The sequence below is a fragment of the Pseudomonas matsuisoli genome, assembly GCF_014647635.1.
GTDB classification, from domain to species: Bacteria; Pseudomonadota; Gammaproteobacteria; order Pseudomonadales; family Pseudomonadaceae; genus Pseudomonas_P; species Pseudomonas_P matsuisoli.
Window position 1 is genome coordinate 351,303 of record NZ_BMPO01000002.1, and the last position, 17,578, is coordinate 368,880.

Here is a 17,578-nt window from a genome sequence, read left to right on the forward strand (position 1 = left end):
AGGTGCACGCGCAATGAGCAACTTGATTGCTGTAGGGCTGTTATCCGCTGGACTGCTTTTTTCTGCCTCGCTACCTGCAGCTCCCGCTGTCGGGGAGGAGGTTGCTTCGCTGATCAACAAGCGTTTGGGCTACATGAAGGATGTTGCCGGCTACAAGGCGATCAATCATTTGCCCGTGGAAGACCTCGCGCAAGAGCGGAAGGTACTGGACTCGTCGGTCGCGCAAGCCAAAGAACTGGGCCTTGCCAGCGAGGCTATGCAAGCCTTCATCCAAGCGCAGATGGACGCGGCAAAAGCCATACAGTATCGCTACCGAGCGGATTGGCTCTCGGCACCGGAGCCGGAATGGCAGCCTCAGCCGCTGGATCGTGTCAGAGGCGAGCTTGGAAGCCTGAACGACCTCATCCTGCAGGCCATCAGCACTGCATTGAAAGAAGGAGCGCCGTTTACCGAACAGACGGCGTTCATGCGAACGTTGCAGCAGAGAAACCTCAGTGATTCCGATAAGCAGCGGCTCTGGGATGCCCTCCAGCGCGTCACGCTTCAGAAACAATAGCGCAGCGCTTCATCTAGGCCGTCACAGCGTATCCGGGTCGCCAATGAACATCTGTATACGCGAGCGCAGCCAGCGCTCGGCGGGGTCGTTATCCTGCGCGCCCCGCCAGACCATCGATAATTCGAACGCGCGCCCTGTTTCGAACGGCAATGGCTCCACACGCAAACCGCCAGCAGCAGCTAGCGTGTCCGCGGCAAAATCAGGCACGGTGGCGACGATGTCCGTACCGGCGATCAAGCTATTCAATCCGTTGAATTGCGGCACTGCCAGTACCACGTGGCGCGTCTTGCCAAGTGCCGATAGCTCTTCGTCCATGAAACCATTGAGATCGCCCGCGTACGACACCATCGCATGAGGGCGGTTACAGAAGTCGTCCATACTCAACGGCCCCGGGATGCTGTCTGCGCGCATGACCTTGGGGCGGCTGCGGCGAAGGGTCTTGCGCTTAGCGTTCGCCGGCAGTTCATCGGTGTAGCTCACGCCTACTGAGATTTCGCCCGACGTCAGCAAGCCAGGCATCAATAGATAGTTTGCACGTCTGACAACCAGCACCACGCCTGGCGCTTCAACACGCAGCCGCCGCAACAATGAGGGCAGCAAAGAGAATTCCACTTCGTCCGACAGCCCGATCCGGAAGACTTGCTTGCTGGTCGAGGGGTCGAACTCGCTGGCGCGGCTTACCGCCGTGGAGATCGAATCAAGGGCGGGCACCAGCAATACGAAAATTTCCTGCGCCCGCGTAGTCGGCTCCATCGTCCGGCCAGTGCGTACGAACAGCGGATCGTCGAACAGGCTGCGCAGACGGGCCAGTGCAGCACTGATGGCAGGCTGACCTAGAAACAGTTTTTCAGCCGCACGCGTCACGCTGCGCTCATGCATCAACGTTTCGAAGACGATCAGTAGATTCAGGTCCAATCGACGCAGGTCGTTGCGGTTCATACGATCACTCGAGGCGAAGCGGCGAAACGCGCATCATACGCTTCGTATTCGCCGTTTCAGAAGAGGGTGCATCATCGCTATACATGTCGACTATTGATGTCGGCGGGTGGAGTTGTGGCGGCAAGGCAGATAAAGTCTCCTGCATCGTGATTACTATCAAGCAGATGAGGATCCTATGCCACGCGTGATCCGCTTTCATCAGTTCGGGCCACCAGAGGTGCTCAAGATCGAAGAGCAACCGGTCGAGGCGCCTGGAAAAGGCGAAGTGCTGGTGCGTGCCGAAGCAATCGGCGTCAGTTGGAACGACGCGCTTTGGCGTCAGGACATTGCTCCGCAACATGCCCGTTTACCCGCAGGGTTAGGTAACGAATTAGCCGGCGTCATTGAGGCTGTAGGTGATGGTGTGGTCGGCTATCGAGTCGGCGACCGTATCGCCAGTTTTCCAGGTGGGCATGACGTGAATGTCTATCCGGCGTATGGCGAATTGGTTCGCCTGCCGGTGACGTCCATCACTCACTATCCAGATGTGTTGTCCCCTGAAGAAGCGTGCGTTCATTACCTGGGGCAGCTAATTGGCTATTTCGCGTTCAATCACTTGGCCCACGTGCAGGCCGGCCAACGTGTGTTGATCACGAATGCGTGCCATTGTTCGGGGCCGGCTACCTTGCAACTCGCCCGGCAGACCGGGGCGCAGGTGTTTGCCACGACCGATGATAGTGAGGATCGGGACTACCTCCAGGCATTGGGCGCCGAGCGCGTCATTGTCACCGAGGAAGAGGACCTCGTCAGCCGCTTGGCCAAGCTGACCGATGGGCACGGCGTGGATGTCGTACTCGATGCGTGTGGCGGTCCGCAAATGGCCCTGCTTGGGGACGTCATGGCGCCGCGCGGCAAGCTCATCCTTTATGGATTGACGGGTGGCAACCAGACGCCTTTCCCTGCGTGTGCCGCGTTCGAGAAGAACTTCAAGTTCTTCCTGCATTGCCTGCATGACTTCACGGGACGTCCGGAGCTGGGCATACCGCGGGACGATCAGGCGATGCGCGACGCACTTGCCAGCATCAATCAACTGACTGCCGACAAGCTCATTCGTACGGACGTCCAGCGCGTATTTTCGTTCGACGAAGTACATGAGGCGCATCGTTTTCTTGAAAGCGGGCCCAAGCGTGGACGGGTTGTCTTGAAGGTTTGAGTCCACTCCGGCGCTCTTAGCGGTACATCTATCTGGCATGGCGGACGGTTGCCCCGCGGATCGCCGTCCCGGCGGATGGCCGCCCCCGCTCCCACAAGATAACGATCGCTGTCGATCGGACGGGGTGGGAGCGAGCCATACTCGCGATTACATTCACGACCTCTTCACCAATTTAGTTACGCGCGTTACGTGTTCCCGTAGACCGCTTTATCTGAATCAGACTTCCCGAACTTTCATCCCTAGCGCCAAGTCGACCATAAGTATTCCTCGCAGGAACGATCTTCATGGCTCGTACTATCTGGAAAGGCGCCGTCAGCTTCGGGCTGGTCCATATTCCTGTCGCACTCGTACCTGCGACAGCGCAAAAAGGCGTGGATTTTGATTGGTTGGATAAGCGCAGCATGGATCCCGTCGGGTACAAGCGCATTAACAAAGTGACCGGCGAAGACATCGAGCGCGAGGATATCGTCAAAGGCGTCGAGTACGAGAAAGGTCGCTACGTCGTCATCAGCGAAGACGAAATCCGCAAAGCGCACCCCAAGGCCACCCAGACGATCGACATCATCGCATTCGTCGACGCCGCCGACATTCCTTTCCTCTACATCGAGAAACCGTACTTCCTCAAGCCAGACCTGCGAGGGGAAAAGGTGTACGCGTTGCTCCGTGAAACATTGAACAAGACCGGCAAGGCAGGTCTTGCCAACGTGGTTCTGCACACGAAACAACATCTGGCGGTCGTGATGGTGTTGGGCGACGCGCTGGTCCTGAATACCTTGCGCTGGGGCAACGAAGTGCGCAGCTTGGATGCGCTCGAGCTCGACGAAGATAGCCTGCGGCCGACGCTGAACAAGCGCGAGTTGGACATGGCGACCCGCTTAGTCGAAGACATGAGCGAAAAGTGGGACCCCGCTCAATACAAGGATTCGTTCCAGGAACAGATCATGGCTCTGGTCGAGCAAAAGGCGAAGAAAGGCCGAATCGAAGATGTCGGTGAAGTGGATGACGGCGAGACGGGTGGGGCGGAGGTCATCGATCTCAGTGAACTACTCAAGCGCAGCTTGCGAGGAGGCAATGGCAAGAAGGCACCTGCAAAGGCGTCGTCATCGAAGTCCACCTCCAAGACAACCGCACGAAAGCCTGCGGCAAAGCCTAAATCAGCAACGGGTACGCGTAAGAAAGCGAGCTAGTACGCGCTGAAAAGACCGGACGAACCGCGCATTTCTCGTCCGGTACGCCTCTCAAGAATCGCTCGACTCACTACGGCTGCGGCTGGATTTGCCTCCCTTGCGGCCTGCCTCAGAGGCGCGCGCCGGATCGTTCTTGAAGTTACCGCCACTCATCTGTCCGCCTTTTCGGCCTGCTTCGGCCGCGCGGCGTGGGTCTTCCGCGAAGTTGCCCTTACCACCCTGATATTGAGTCATTGTGCTTTCCTCCGTCGTCCGGCACGCAGCGAAACGGCGCGCTCGTCTCCAATGGAGGGAGCGTTTTTGGGTGGAGTTCCTGCCTTCGGTCGGTAGGGGCAGGCTTTCCCGAGTGGCCCGATGAGCGGCCCAAATGACGCGGGTTTGCACCGATACACACACTGAACTTTGCAGATGGCGCTGCTTCGAATAAAGAAGTTCAAGCACGACTGGCGCTGGCATTACCTGCACCGTCAGCCGGTCCACTGTTCCGTAGTCGGGTAGGTGAGCATTCCACCGTTGGAAATGCCAGCACGTAGTCCCCGGGGACGCCTCAATTTTACGTGGTACCTGTTCACGTCCTTTCCCACCGAAGCGATGCAAGGCATGCGGCCTGCGAGCCTTCCGGTCGGGAAAGGAAGGAGCAGCGCCGACGCACGATAGATCGTCAACAGGTTCCAAGACCCGAAGAGAGGATTTATGACCCAAGCCCCATCGTATGACGCACACTGGCACCCCGAGGCAGGCGCTGAATTGCGCCTAGACGACGCGGTACGTATGCCGCGTATAGCCATCGAGTCAGTTACTCCAGCGCTCGATGAGGGGCGCTTTGCAGTCAAGACTGGCATTGGGCAGCGCGTCGATGTGTCTTGTCGGATCTTCGCGGACGGACACGATCAACTAGCGGCATCGCTGCTTTGGCGTGCGGCAGACGATGGCGATTGGCAGCGGGTCAAACTGGTCCCTATGGGAAACGACTTTTGGTCCGCGCACTTCGTGCCCGATCGGCCGGCTCTGCATCAATTTCGCATTGAAGCCTGGTGGGACATCTACGAGACCTACCGCTACGAACTGGGTAAGAAGCACGCTGCCGGGGTTCCGGTAACCCTCGAGTTAACCGAGGGCCGCCAACATTTGGAGAGCGCCCGGAATCGAAGCGAAGGTGAGGCACGAGAAGTGCTCGATGCGCTACTCGAGCGGATGCCGGCCGAGCACGATGAGCTGGACTCTCGCGTTAATTTCCTGATGTCGCCCGAAGTGAACGCTGCGATGGCGACCGCCGACGCCAAGCCGCACCTCGCCGTGACGCGCGCTTACCCGCTGGACGTCGAGCGCGAACGCGCCACCTTCGCGAGTTGGTATGAGCTGTTCCCTCGCTCGTGTACCGACGATGCGAACCGCCATGGCACCCTGCGTGACGTGATGAGCCGCCTGCCCGCTGTCCGTGACATGGGCTTCGACGTACTGTACTTCCCGCCGATCCACCCCATCGGGCGTGCTCATCGCAAAGGGAAGAACAACTCACTCGAAGCGGGCCCCCAAGATCCAGGTAGCCCTTATGCAATCGGCAGCCATGAAGGCGGGCACGACGCGATCCATCCCGAGTTGGGAACGCTGGACGATTTCCGCGCACTGGTGAGCGAAGCCGCCAAGCACAACCTTGAAATTGCCCTGGACTTCGCCATCCAGTGCTCGCAAGACCATCCGTGGTTGGAACAGCACCCAGGCTGGTTCGCCTGGCGCCCGGACGGGACGATCCGTTACGCGGAGAACCCACCAAAAAAATACCAAGACATCGTCAACGTCGACTTCTACGCCGAGGATGCCGTCCCCGAGCTATGGACGGCGTTACGTGATGTCGTGGTGCATTGGGTGGAAGCGGGGGTGAAGATCTTCCGCGTCGACAACCCACACACCAAGCCTTTGCCCTTCTGGGAATGGATGATCGGGGATGTTCGTCGTCGCTATCCCGACACGATGTTCCTCTCCGAAGCCTTCACGCGGCCTGCCATGATGGCGCGCTTGGGCAAGGTGGGGTTCAACCAGAGCTACACCTATTTCACCTGGCGCAACACCAAGGCCGAGCTTGCCGAGTACCTGACGGAATTGAACGAGTCGCCGCTGCGTGAATGCTACCGGCCAAACTTTTTCGTCAATACGCCCGACATCAATCCGTATTTCCTTCAATCCAGCGGCCGTCCAGGTTTCCTGATCCGCGCGGCCTTGGCGACCATGGGGTCTGGGTTATGGGGAATGTACTCGGGCTTCGAACTGTGCGAATCAGCGCCAGTGCCCGGCAAAGAGGAATACCTGGATTCGGAGAAATACGAGATCCGTCCCCGCGACTACAACGCACCCGGCAACATTGTCGCCGAGATCACCCAGCTCAATCGCATCCGCCGGCAAAACCCCGCACTGCAAACGCACCTGGGTTTGAAGGTGTTCAACTGCTGGAACGACAACATCCTTTATTTCGGCAAGCGCACTGCCGACCTGTCGAACTTCATCCTCGTCGCCGTCAACCTCGACCCTCATAACGCGCACGAAGCGCAGTTCGAGCTGCCGCTATGGGAGTTCGGCCTGCCGGACGACGCCAGCAGCCAGGGTGAAGACCTCATGAACGGCCACCGCTGGCAGTGGCACGGGAAGGTCCAGACCACGCGCCTGGACCCGCAGCTGTCGCCATTCGGCATTTGGCGCTTTTCCCCACTGAACGGCTGAAGGGACGTCTCCTAACATGGCGAAGGCTCGCGTACAAAAATCAGTCCAGGATTTCATCGACGACCCGCTCTGGTACAAGGACGCGGTCATTTACCAGGTCCACGTGAAGTCCTACTTCGATGCGAACAACGATGGCATTGGTGATTTCGCGGGCCTCATCGAGAAGCTCGACTACATCGCCGATTTGGGCGTGAACACGATCTGGATCCTGCCGTTCTATCCGTCCCCGCGCCGGGACGATGGGTACGACATCGCTGAGTACCGCGATGTCAGCCCTGACTACGGTACGCGTGCAGATGCCAAGCGCTTCATTGCAGAAGCGCACAAGCGCGGCCTGCGCGTCATCACCGAGCTCGTGATCAATCACACGTCGGACCAGCACCCCTGGTTCCAACGTGCTCGAAGCGCGAAGCCAGGTTCGAGTGCGCGGGATTTCTACGTCTGGTCGGACAGTGACCAGACCTTTCCGGAAACCCGCATCATCTTCATCGACACGGAAAAGTCGAACTGGACCTGGGACCCGGTGGCCAAGCAGTACTTTTGGCACCGCTTTTACTCGCACCAACCCGACCTGAATTTCGACAATCCACGCGTGCTCGAAGCGGTAATTCGGGTCATGCGCTATTGGCTCGATATGGGCGTGGACGGGCTGCGGCTCGATGCCATTCCCTACCTGGTCGAACGTGAAGGCACGAACAACGAGAACTTGCCGGAAACCCATACGGTCCTCAAAGCCATTCGCGCGGTCATCGACCAACATTACCCGGACCGCATGCTCCTTGCCGAAGCCAACCAGTGGCCTGAGGACACGCACCCGTATTTTGGCGGGAACGAAAAAGGCTTGGGTGACGAGTGCCACATGGCGTTTCACTTCCCGCTGATGCCGCGTATGTACATGGCGCTCGCGCAGGAGGACCGCTTCCCGATCACCGACATCCTGCGGCAGACCCCGGAAATTCCGGACAATTGCCAATGGGCGATCTTCCTGCGCAACCACGATGAGTTGACGCTGGAAATGGTCACTGACAAGGAACGCGACTACCTATGGAATTTCTACGCGTCTGATCGCAGGGCGCGGTTGAACCTTGGCATCCGCAGACGTCTTGCGCCCCTTATGGAGCGTGATCGACGCCGTATCGAGCTGCTCAACAGCCTGCTGTTGTCCATGCCAGGCACGCCGGTGCTCTATTACGGCGACGAAATCGGCATGGGCGACAACATCTACCTTGGCGACCGGGATGGCGTACGCACGCCAATGCAATGGTCGATCGATCGCAACGGCGGTTTCTCCCGTGCCGACCCCGCGCGTTTGGTGCTACCGCCCATCATGGACCCGCTCTACGGGTACCAGACGATCAACGTTGAGGCGCAGCAGAACGACCCCCACTCGATCCTGAACTGGACCCGGCGGATGCTCGCGGTGCGCAAGCAACAAAAAGCGTTCGGGCGCGGCACCATGACCCTGTTGTCGCCCAGCAACCGTCGAATTCTGGCCTACCTGCGCGAATACACGACACCCACGGGCGAGCAGGAAACCATTCTCTGTGTTGCCAACGTTTCGCGCGTTGCCCAGGCCGCCGAGCTGGAGCTTTCCGCCTACGCGGGGATGGTTCCGGTCGAAATGGTCGGTGGCAGCGCGTTCCCTCCCATCGGGCAATTGAGCTATCTGCTGACCCTGCAGCCCTATGGATTTTATTGGTTCCTGCTGGCCTCGGAAACGCAGATGCCGAGCTGGCACCATGAGCCGGTCGAAAGCATGCCTGAATTTCATACGCTGGTTGTCAAACGTAGCGCGGATGAACTGCTGGAAGGCAGTTCCCGCCAGACCCTCGAAAACATCGCATTGCCGACCTACTTGCCCAAACGTCGCTGGTACGCGGCCAAGAGTGGCGTGATCGACAACGTGCGTCTCGTCTACGGCGTGCGCTTCGGCGAAGGCGCTCACACCGCGATGTTCAGCGAGATTGAGGTGACCTCGGGCGAGCAGAAGGATCGCTATCAATTGCCGCTCGGCTTCTTGCCCGAGCAGGAGATGAACACGGCGTTACCTCAACAGCTAGCCTTGGCTCGCGTCCGGCGTGGACGACAGGTCGGGCTGCTGACCGATGCGTTCACACTCGACCACTTCGTGCGCGCGGTGCTGGATGGCATGCGAACCGGGCTCTCCTTGCCTTGCGGCTCCGGCGAGCTACGTTTCTCCGCACTGCAGCAACTACACGAACTTGATCTCGCAGCTGATGCGCCGGTTAGGGTGCTTTCAGCGGAGCAATCGAATACGTCGGCCGTCGTCGACGGCAAACTCGTACTCAAGCTGATTCGCCGTGTCTCTGGCGGCGTCCATCCCGAGCTGGAAATGGTCGGGTTCCTGACCCGCAATGGGTTCCAGTACATCGCGCCGCTGTACGGCGACCTGCGCCGGATCGACGAAGACGGCGAAGAACACGTACTGATGCTCGCCCAGGGCTTCCTGCATAACCAGGGCGACGCCTGGGAATGGACGCAAAACGGGCTCGAACGCGCCATTCGCGACCAGATCGCCAACGGCAGCTCCGGATCCGAGACGACGTACAACACACTTGAGGAGTTGGAAACCTTTATCGGCATGCTGGGCAAGCGCCTGGGTGAAATGCACCAGGTCTTGGCAACCGGCAAGGAGCCGGATTTCGTCCCAGAGACGACCGACGAGCAAGCGGCGGCGGTCTGGTCGAAAAACATCCGGGCCGAGCTGGACCACGCGCTGGATCTGCTCCAGCAGCAACGCGCACATTTCGACGAGCCCTTGCAGCAGCAAGTTGATCTCCTGCAATCGATGCGGCGGCCGCTCGGTGCTCAAATCGATGCGTTGGCAAAGCAGGCGTTGGGCGGCGTGCGTATTCGTGTACATGGCGACCTTCACCTTGGACAAGTGCTGGTCGTTCAAGACGATGCCTATCTGATTGACTTCGAGGGCGAGCCTGCACGGCCGCTTCACGAACGTCGCGCTAAAACCAGCCCGCTGAAAGACGTCGCCGGCGTGCTCCGCTCGTTCGACTACGCCGCGGCAATGGCGCTCCGGAATGTTCAAACCAGCGATTCTTCCGAAGAAGCCAATCGAATTCGTGAGCAAGTTGCGGAGTCCTATCGCCACAGAGCGCGCGAGTTGTTCTTGTCGAATTACCGGGAAGCCGCCGCGCAGGTGCCGCACGCCTGGAAATCGCCCGGTGGCGAACAGGCCGCGCTCGACCTATTCATCTTGGAAAAGACGGCCTACGAGGTCGCCTATGAAGCCGAAAATCGCCCGGCCTGGCTTTCCGTACCTCTACGCGGCCTCGTCGAACTGGCACAACAACTTTCTTAGGGAGACCCACACTGATGAGCTCGTCGCACACTGCGGTACAGCCTGACGAATCCGCTATCAATGCGCTCGTCGTCGCGCGTCATGGCGATCCTTTTGCGCTGCTGGGGCCACATGCCGAAGGCGATCGCGTCTGTATCCGAACCTACTTGCCGCAGGCGCTGGGCGTGGAAGTATTGCGTCGCGGCACCGAAGAGCCCGTGGCAACGATGGAACAAGACGCGCGGTTCCCAGGCTTGTTCACTGCATATTTGCAAACCAATGAACCCTATTTGCTGCGTATCCGCTGGTCCAGCGGTATCCAGGTAACTGAAGACCCGTACAGTTTCGGCCCACTGATGGGCGAGATGGATATCTACCTGTTCGCCGAAGGTAATCATCGCAACCTCGGACAGAGCTTCGGCGCGCAGTACATGGAGATCGAAGGCGTGCAGGGCGTCCGGTTCGCGGTTTGGGCACCGAACGCCAAGCGGGTTTCAGTCGTGGGTGATTTCAACGCCTGGGACGGCCGCCGACACCCAATGCGGGCACGACATCCTGCCGGCGTGTGGGAGCTATTCATCCCGCGTTTGCAACCAGGCGAAGTCTACAAGTACGAAATACTCGGGCCACATGGCGTTCTGCCGTTGAAGGCCGATCCGATGGCGCTGGCCACGCAGATGCCGCCGGAAACCGGCTCCGTCGTTGCCGAGCCCTACGACTTTCATTGGAACGACGCCGAATGGCTCGCGAAACGGGCGGAACGCCAGGGTTTATCCGCGCCGATGTCGATTTACGAGCTGCATGCCGGGTCATGGCGTCGTGAGGGCGGGAGCGAAGGGCGTCTATACAACTGGCACGAACTCGCCGAGCACTTGATTCCCTACATCAAGGAACTTGGATTCACCCACATTGAGCTGATGCCGATCATGGAGCACCCGTTCGGCGGGTCGTGGGGCTACCAGTTGCTCTCGCAGTTCGCGCCGAGCGCACGTTACGGCTCACCCAAGGATTTCGCCGCATTCGTTGATGCCTGCCACCAGGCCGATATCGGCGTGATCCTCGATTGGGTTCCTGCGCATTTCCCGACAGATGCCCACGGGCTTGGAGAGTTCGACGGCACTGCGCTGTACGAGTACGCGCATCCGTTCGAGGGCTTCCACCAGGACTGGGACACCTATATCTACAATCTCGGACGCACCGAAGTGCACGGTTTCATGCTCGCGTCCGGGCTGCACTGGCTGAAGCATTTTCATGTAGATGGTCTGCGGGTCGATGCCGTTGCGTCGATGCTTTACCGGGACTATTCCCGTAAGGACGGCGAGTGGATTCCCAATCGCTACGGCGGACGAGAAAACCTGGAAGCCATCGACTTTCTCCGTCATCTGAACGACGTGGTGAAGGTCGAAGCCCCGGGTGCACTCGTCATCGCAGAGGAGTCCACGGCTTGGCCAGGTGTGAGTCGTCCGACGGAAGTAGGCGGGTTGGGCTTTGCCTACAAATGGAACATGGGCTGGATGCACGACACGCTCAAGTACATTGCTGAGGATCCCGTTAACCGCTGCTATCACCACGACAAGATGACCTTTGGGCTCGTCTATGCGTTCTCCGAACACTTCGTCCTGCCGATCTCCCACGACGAGGTCGTCCACGGTAAACGCTCGCTCATTGACAAGATGCCAGGCGATCGCTGGCAGAAATTCGCCAACCTGCGCGCTTACCTGGGGTTCATGTGGGCACACCCTGGCAAGAAGCTGTTGTTCATGGGGGCTGAGTTCGGGCAATGGCGCGAGTGGAGCCACGACCATGAGCTAGATTGGTACTTGCTGAGCAACTACGCCGATCATCAGGGAGTGCACAAGCTCGTCGCCGACCTCAATCGCATCTACCGGAGTGAGCCGGCGCTCTATGAACAGGATGATCGACCGGACGGCTTCCAATGGCTGATTGGTGATGACTACAGCAACAGCGTCTACGCCTGGCTACGCTGGAGCCACGACCGCGAACCCTTGTTAGTGGTAGCGAACTTCACGCCGGTCGTTCGTCATGGGTACCGGATTGGCGTACCCAAAGATGGACAATGGCAGGAGATTTTCAACAGCGACGCGGAAGTCTATGGCGGCTCGAACGTCGGTAACGGCGGAGGTGTGCTTGCTGAAGCGGTGGAAAGTCATGGTGAACAAAGTTCGGTCGTCCTCGACTTGCCTCCGCTTGGTATCGTCATGCTTCGACCCAGTCGATAACAGAATTATCCACATGCGAATTAAATGGTTGAATAATATCGCATGAGGAGTAGCCTGTTGCCTTGATACGGTGGCTCGAGGCAACCATGGCTATACCTGCATCCGACATAGGAAGTGTGACCGACGGCGCTGAAGCCGGACGTGTCGCGCTCACGTTCTTTTTTAATCTGATGGAGCATTGGGGCTGCTCTCGCGAGCAGCAACGCGTGCTGCTCGGTTCCGTCGGCAATACCACCTATTTCAAATACCGCAAGCTGCCGGCCATCCGCCTTCCACGCGATACGATGGAGCGGATCTCTTACCTCATGGGTATTCACAAGGCACTTCGCATTTTGTTCAGCCAGCAGCCTGAGCGTGCCTATGAATGGGTACATAAAAGTAACGCGGCGGCACCTTTCAATGGGCAAAGCGCGCTGGAATACATGCTGGCGGGCCGTGTGATCGACGTTGCGGATGTGCGCCGCTACCTGGATGGCGTCAGGGGTTGAGCATGTCGCGTAGCGTGCCGCAGTGGAAAAAAGCGTATCGGCTGATCAACAGCTGCTTTCCGCCCATTAGCGTGTTCGAGGATACGTTGGACCCGCAGGACCTGGAGATCGCGTTTGCCATCGAAGGGCTTACGAACGATCGGTTGCTGGAGGAAGGTGGCAAGCTTGCCCGCGTCCCACGCGACGATCGGGTCAGTGGCCCAGGCTCAACGGCAGTCATGGCGGCGTTCACTCACATAGGCAAGCAGAGTCGGTTTACCGATGGCAGCTACGGGGTCTACTACTGCGCCGATTCACTGCATACCGCGATCGCAGAGACGCGCTTTCACCAGGAGCGTTTCTTCGCCGCGACCGGTGAGCAAAGCCTGGAAATCACCATGCGTGCCTATGTGAACAAAGTCATCGAGCCCATGCTCGATGTTCGTGAACGGGCCGATTTGCACGGGCCGGATGTCAGTAACTACGAGGTACCGCAAGCGTTCGCGCGTATTCAGCGTGAAGCCGGGGAGTGGGGGTTGCTCTACAAGAGTGTCCGTGCATCCGGCGGCGAGTGCGTTGCAGCCTTCAGACCCAAAGCGGTCTCAAGGCCGGTGCAAGGAGCCCACCTTCGGTACATATGGGATGGAAAAGCCCAATCCATCACCGCCGTCGTGGAGCTCAACGAACTCACGCTCTAACGAGCGTGTTCGCTGGGTACGCGAGCACTGTGGTTCTTGTGGCGCATGCGTTTCGCTCGTGTTTCGAAGCCCAGGTAAACGATGCTTGCCAACAGCAACGGCACCAGGAAATACGCCACGCGGTAGCCAATCAACGCTGCAAGAATGTCAGCCTTGGGCACTTGGTGCTGAAGCAGCGTAACGAACACCGTCTCAAGGACACCGATTCCACCAGGTATGTGCGCAAGTACCGCCGCTATGCTGCTGATTAGCAAGATACCCAGCGTCGTCAGGTAGCCCACGGGATCGGGCATGAACACCCACACCGTCGCGCCCATCAGCATCCAGCAGGCACCTCCCATGGCGATCTGCAGCATCGCCATTTTGGCTGTCGGCAATTCGATTTCGTGGCCACGAAGGGTCCAGGACCGGCGTTTACACACTGCACACGCGATGACATACGCGATGCTGGCCACGACCATGCCCACACCAAGAAAGCGTAAGGCCGAAAAATCCAGATCCCATTCTGGCGGCGGCTGAACCACGCCTAGTGCGAACACGATGCCAGCCAACATGAGATAGCCGATCCAGTTGGTTACGATGCTCAGGGTAAGGATGCGGGTAATCACGAGCCCGGTTAACCCTAGCCGTGAATAGAGCCGATAGCGCATCGCGATGCCGCCTACCCAGGCAAGATTCTGATTGAAGGCATAACAGACGAAGGTCAGCGGCAGAATTTGTCGGGTGGGCAAGTGATGGCCCGTATACGTTCGGCCCAACAGGTCGAATGTGCTGTAGATGGCATAGCCAGTCATGGCCGCACCGATCGAAAGTGCAATGGTTCCCAGGCTGTAGCCCTGCAATGATTGCCATACCTGAGCCCAATCGATATTGCGTGCCAGCACGATGAAAAAAATCGTGATCGCTATGAAAAAGGCCCACGTAAGCACCTTCTTGGTAATGGCCCACCAACGCGGGCTATTCTGCGTTGGAGTCGTTTGCACGTCGGAAGCGTCGTTCATTGCGTCTTCTCACTGCCGATAGGCTGAATGTCACTTTCTTCGTGCGGTTGGATCAGGGCCAATTTGGGGGTATGTGCGGGCAGAAGTCCTACCATCGCCGGGAAGCGACGCAGGAAGTGGAAGATCAGGAAGATGACTGGGGCACGCCAGAAGTAGCCTTTCAATACGCGCTCTAGCGGGATCTGTCTGCAATGCTGCTCCATGAGCAACTCCAAGCGCTCGTGGAGCGTACGGTTGAATTCGGCGTCGCGGATGATCACGTTCGATTCCAGATTGAGCGCAAGGCTCAGCGGGTCCAAATTGCTGGAGCCGACCGTCGACCAGTCGTAGTCCACCAGCGCCACTTTGCCGTGCAGAGGCCGCCGGCAGTACTCGAAGACTTGCACACCGTCCCGGATCAGGTAGTTGTAGAGCATGCGGGCGCCGAGCTTGGCGATCGGCATGTCCGGCTGTCCTTGCAGAATCAGGCGCACTTGGACGCCGCGTCGAGCGGCGTTACGCAACTCGCGCAACAGTCGGTAGCCGGGAAAGAAGTAGGCGTTGGCAATGATCAGGCGGTGGCGTGAGTCGCGAATAGCCTGGAGATAGTGTTCCTCGATATCGTTGCGGTGCTCGTCATTGTCACGTCTGACGAAGAGGGCACGCATACCGCCGCGGTCGTGCGTGGCTGTCGATGACGCCAGGGGCAGCGGGTCGCGCTGCCACCAGCGCTTGGGTTTTACCGAAGGCTGAACTGTACTCAGGGCGAAACGGTGAATGTCGTCCACGAGCGGGCCGACGATCTCGACAGCATAGTCCTGCTTTGCGCCAGGACCGTAATCGGCCAGATGATCCGCGGAAAAATTGATCCCTCCCACGAATGCGCGCTCGGCATCGATGACGACGATCTTGCGATGCAGACGTCGGAACAGATTGACTCGCTTGCCCATCACGCGCGGCTGTGGATCGAACATATGGATTTGAATACCGGCGCGCGTCATTGCCGCTGCGAACTCGCCGCCGAGATCCGCAGAGCCGTAGCCGTCCACCGTCAGGTGAATGTCGACGCCGCGCCCTGCGGCCTCGAGAACCGCCTCGCGGAGTTCCCGGCCTACCTTGTCGTCGAAGAGGATGAACGTCTCGATCAGTACTTCTCGTTTCGCTGCGCGTATGCATTCGAAAACGCGCGGGAAAAACTCCTCGCCGTTTTCCAGCAGCGAAATCTGATTACCATCCCTCCAGGCGAATTTCATATTCGAATCTCCACAGCGAGCGGCACATGGTCGGACAGGTGTGACCACGGACGCGACGACAGAATTCTGGGTTCGTGAATATCGGCGTTGCGAACGTAGATCCGGTCCAGTCGCAATACGGGCATCCGCGCGGGAAAGCTGCGCGCCAACGCGCCGAAGGTCGTTTCGAAGGCCTCCTTCATACGCGAGCGCTCCGACAACACCGCGCTTGCGCGAAGTCGCCAATCATTGAAGTCCCCGGCAACGACTACGGGGGTCTCAGCGGGCAGGCTTTCCAACAGGTCGCACAACAGAGACAACTGTTTCGCCCGATGCGCTTCACGCAGACCCAAGTGAACGCAGATGGCGTGAAGCGTCTTGTTCTGCGGCAGTTGCAGCTCGCAATGCAGTAAACCGCGCTTCTCCGGACCCGTTATCGAAACGTCCAGATTGTCGTAGCGCGTAATGGGGAATTTGGATAGCACTGCATTGCCGTGGTCGCCATCGGGATACACCGCATTGCGGCCATACGCGAACTGGGGCCACATGGTGTCGGCGAGAAACTCGTATTGCGGCGCCGCCGGCCAATTCCCATAGCGCAATGCGTGCCCTTCGTGAGTGCCGATGACTTCTTGCAGGAATACAACATCTGCTGAGACGGCGCGAACCGCTTCGCGCAACTCGGGCAAGATGAAGCGTCGGTTCAATGCGGTGAATCCTTTATGCGTATTGACCGTCAGGATGCCGACCTGATGGACTTCGCGCGCATTTTCCACGCGTTCGCTGACGGGAATCGGGTTATCGAGGCTCACGCCGCTCTTTCCTCCTTTTGACCAGGTTTGGTTTGCAGCCCACCGTCCAGATGGAGACGCTCGAGCAGACGCCGCGCGTCGAACGGCGCACGGACTTTCACATCGTTGTCGAAATAGCAGTAGAGATCGCGAGCGCGTCGCGCGCGCATGTGCTTATCGGACACCCGGCGTGCGTCCGCGGGCTCTTCGCCACGCGTCCAGCACTGGATTCGCTTCTCCCAACGTGCCAGTGCGGCATCGTCATAGCCACTGGCATAAAGCTCTTCCGCGCCATGTAGGCGCAGGTACAGAAAGTCTGCGGTAAGGTCTTCCAGGTAAGGCCATTTGCCCGCGGTATCCGCAACCACGAGCGCCACTTTGTATTGGCGCAGGAGGGCGATGAAAGCGGGGTCCTCAAAGCTATCGTTGCGTATCTCGACCGCATGGCGAAGCACTCGCTTTTGGTCGATCTCGAGGTAGCGACGGCCCTTCATGCGAGGCTCACAATCCCGCGCTATCGCTAATGCGGCCTCAGTATCGTGGGGCAGCAATTGCAAAAAGTGTTCGAAACGCTCGGGGTCGAAGCGAAAGGACGGCGGAAACTGCCACAGGATCGGTCCGAGTTTCTCTCGCAGGCAGAACACCCCCGAAGCTAGAAAGTTGGCCAGGGGCTTCTCGACATCGATCAACCGGCGCACGTGAGTAATGAAGCGAGGCGCCTTGATGCTAAAGACGAAATTTTTGGGCGTCTCTTCGTACCACTGCATATAGCTTTTCGGCTTTTGCAGCGCATAGAACGAGCCGTTCAATTCGATGCTGCTGACCGCTCGTGAGGCAAAATGCAGCTCTTCCTTTTGCGCCAGCCCCTTGGGGTAGAAGTCACCTCGCCAAGGAGCGTAACGCCATCCGGAAATCCCGATGCGGATGTCACCCATGAAAGTCCCTCATGCGTCTTGAATGCCCTTGTGCACAGGCGCACTGGGGGATAGGTCGACACGAAGACTGGCGCTGACAGGGCCCGCTGCACCCACCGTGGGCCACATGACCCTGGCCTCGACCAGAGCGCGAAGGCTTGCGTACCTGTCGTCGTGCGCTACCACCACTTTCACGGTTGCTTATCTCCATCTGCGCATCACACTTGAATCTGGCCGATGCGGCCTTAGACGGCGGGCATCTGTTCGGCTGCGGAAAAGTTCTATTGGTTGCGTGATATTCGCCACCGCCCTCACTACTGCAATGGACTCATTCATGCGAATGGGGGTTCA

14 protein-coding genes are annotated in these 17,578 nt (G+C 58.8%); 8 read left to right on the forward strand and 6 right to left on the reverse strand.

The genetic code is table 11. From position 1 onward, the window contains the following. The first annotated feature begins 13 nt into the window (after positions 1-13). A complete protein-coding gene (locus tag IEY47_RS05075) occupies positions 14-556 on the forward strand; it encodes a chorismate mutase (RefSeq protein ID WP_188982070.1) in 543 nt (180 codons plus the stop codon). Between the two features lie 21 nt (positions 557-577). On the opposite strand, the gene IEY47_RS05080 is transcribed toward IEY47_RS05075, so the two are convergent. Continuing rightward, complete coding sequence (locus IEY47_RS05080; protein WP_229779220.1) at positions 578-1,495, reverse strand: LysR family transcriptional regulator; 918 nt, start codon at positions 1,493-1,495, stop codon at positions 578-580. A gap of 175 nt (positions 1,496-1,670) precedes the next feature. On the opposite strand from IEY47_RS05080, the gene IEY47_RS05085 reads away from it, so the two are divergent. Both IEY47_RS05085 and ku read left to right on the forward strand, forming a co-directional pair. Next, on the forward strand, positions 1,671-2,687 hold the full coding sequence (locus tag IEY47_RS05085) for a zinc-dependent alcohol dehydrogenase family protein (RefSeq protein WP_188982071.1): 1,017 nt from the start codon (positions 1,671-1,673) through the stop codon (positions 2,685-2,687). 284 nt (positions 2,688-2,971) lie between these two features. Beyond that, a complete protein-coding gene (gene ku / locus IEY47_RS05090; RefSeq protein ID WP_188982072.1) occupies positions 2,972-3,874 on the forward strand; it encodes a non-homologous end joining protein Ku in 903 nt (300 codons plus the stop codon). 51 nt (positions 3,875-3,925) lie between these two features. Here the strand turns inward: ku and IEY47_RS05095 are convergent, their stop codons facing one another. Further along, complete coding sequence (locus IEY47_RS05095) at positions 3,926-4,108, reverse strand: con-10 family general stress protein (protein ID WP_188982073.1); 183 nt, start codon at positions 4,106-4,108, stop codon at positions 3,926-3,928. A 459-nt stretch (positions 4,109-4,567) separates the two neighbouring features. Between IEY47_RS05095 and IEY47_RS05100 the strand changes: the two genes are divergently transcribed. The 5 genes from IEY47_RS05100 (at position 4,568) to IEY47_RS05120 (ending at position 13,310) form a co-directional block, all read left to right on the forward strand. Continuing rightward, a complete protein-coding gene (locus IEY47_RS05100; protein WP_188982074.1) occupies positions 4,568-6,589 on the forward strand; it encodes an alpha-1,4-glucan--maltose-1-phosphate maltosyltransferase in 2,022 nt (673 codons plus the stop codon). A 16-nt stretch (positions 6,590-6,605) separates the two neighbouring features. After that, the gene (gene treS / locus IEY47_RS05105) at positions 6,606-9,926 is read left to right on the forward strand and encodes a maltose alpha-D-glucosyltransferase (RefSeq protein WP_188982075.1); all 3,321 of its coding nucleotides are present in this window, start codon (positions 6,606-6,608) and stop codon (positions 9,924-9,926) included. A 14-nt stretch (positions 9,927-9,940) separates the two neighbouring features. Then, complete coding sequence (gene glgB / locus IEY47_RS05110) at positions 9,941-12,145, forward strand: 1,4-alpha-glucan branching protein GlgB (protein ID WP_188982076.1); 2,205 nt, start codon at positions 9,941-9,943, stop codon at positions 12,143-12,145. 86 nt (positions 12,146-12,231) lie between these two features. Beyond that, complete coding sequence (locus tag IEY47_RS05115) at positions 12,232-12,633, forward strand: MbcA/ParS/Xre antitoxin family protein (RefSeq protein ID WP_188982077.1); 402 nt, start codon at positions 12,232-12,234, stop codon at positions 12,631-12,633. A 2-nt stretch (positions 12,634-12,635) separates the two neighbouring features. After that, a complete protein-coding gene (locus IEY47_RS05120; protein ID WP_188982078.1) occupies positions 12,636-13,310 on the forward strand; it encodes an RES family NAD+ phosphorylase in 675 nt (224 codons plus the stop codon). Here the strand turns inward: IEY47_RS05120 and IEY47_RS05125 are convergent. From IEY47_RS05125 to IEY47_RS05140, 4 genes are read right to left on the reverse strand one after another with little or no spacing between them, the layout of a single operon-like run. Beyond that, positions 13,307-14,311, reverse strand: a complete 1,005-nt coding sequence (locus IEY47_RS05125; RefSeq protein WP_188982079.1) for a lysylphosphatidylglycerol synthase transmembrane domain-containing protein — start codon at positions 14,309-14,311, stop codon at positions 13,307-13,309. The genes IEY47_RS05120 and IEY47_RS05125 overlap by 4 nt on opposite strands. Next, the gene (gene clsB / locus IEY47_RS05130; protein ID WP_188982080.1) at positions 14,308-15,543 is read right to left on the reverse strand and encodes a cardiolipin synthase ClsB; all 1,236 of its coding nucleotides are present in this window, start codon (positions 15,541-15,543) and stop codon (positions 14,308-14,310) included. Before clsB ends, IEY47_RS05125 begins: the two co-directional genes overlap by 4 nt. After that, positions 15,540-16,334, reverse strand: coding sequence for an endonuclease/exonuclease/phosphatase family protein (locus IEY47_RS05135; RefSeq protein WP_188982081.1), 795 nt, complete (start codon positions 16,332-16,334; stop codon positions 15,540-15,542). Before IEY47_RS05135 ends, clsB begins: the two co-directional genes overlap by 4 nt. Further along, entirely contained in the window at positions 16,331-17,248 is a 918-nt protein-coding gene (locus IEY47_RS05140) for a DUF72 domain-containing protein (protein WP_188982082.1), read from the reverse strand. Before IEY47_RS05140 ends, IEY47_RS05135 begins: the two co-directional genes overlap by 4 nt. Positions 17,249-17,578 lie beyond the last annotated feature (330 nt).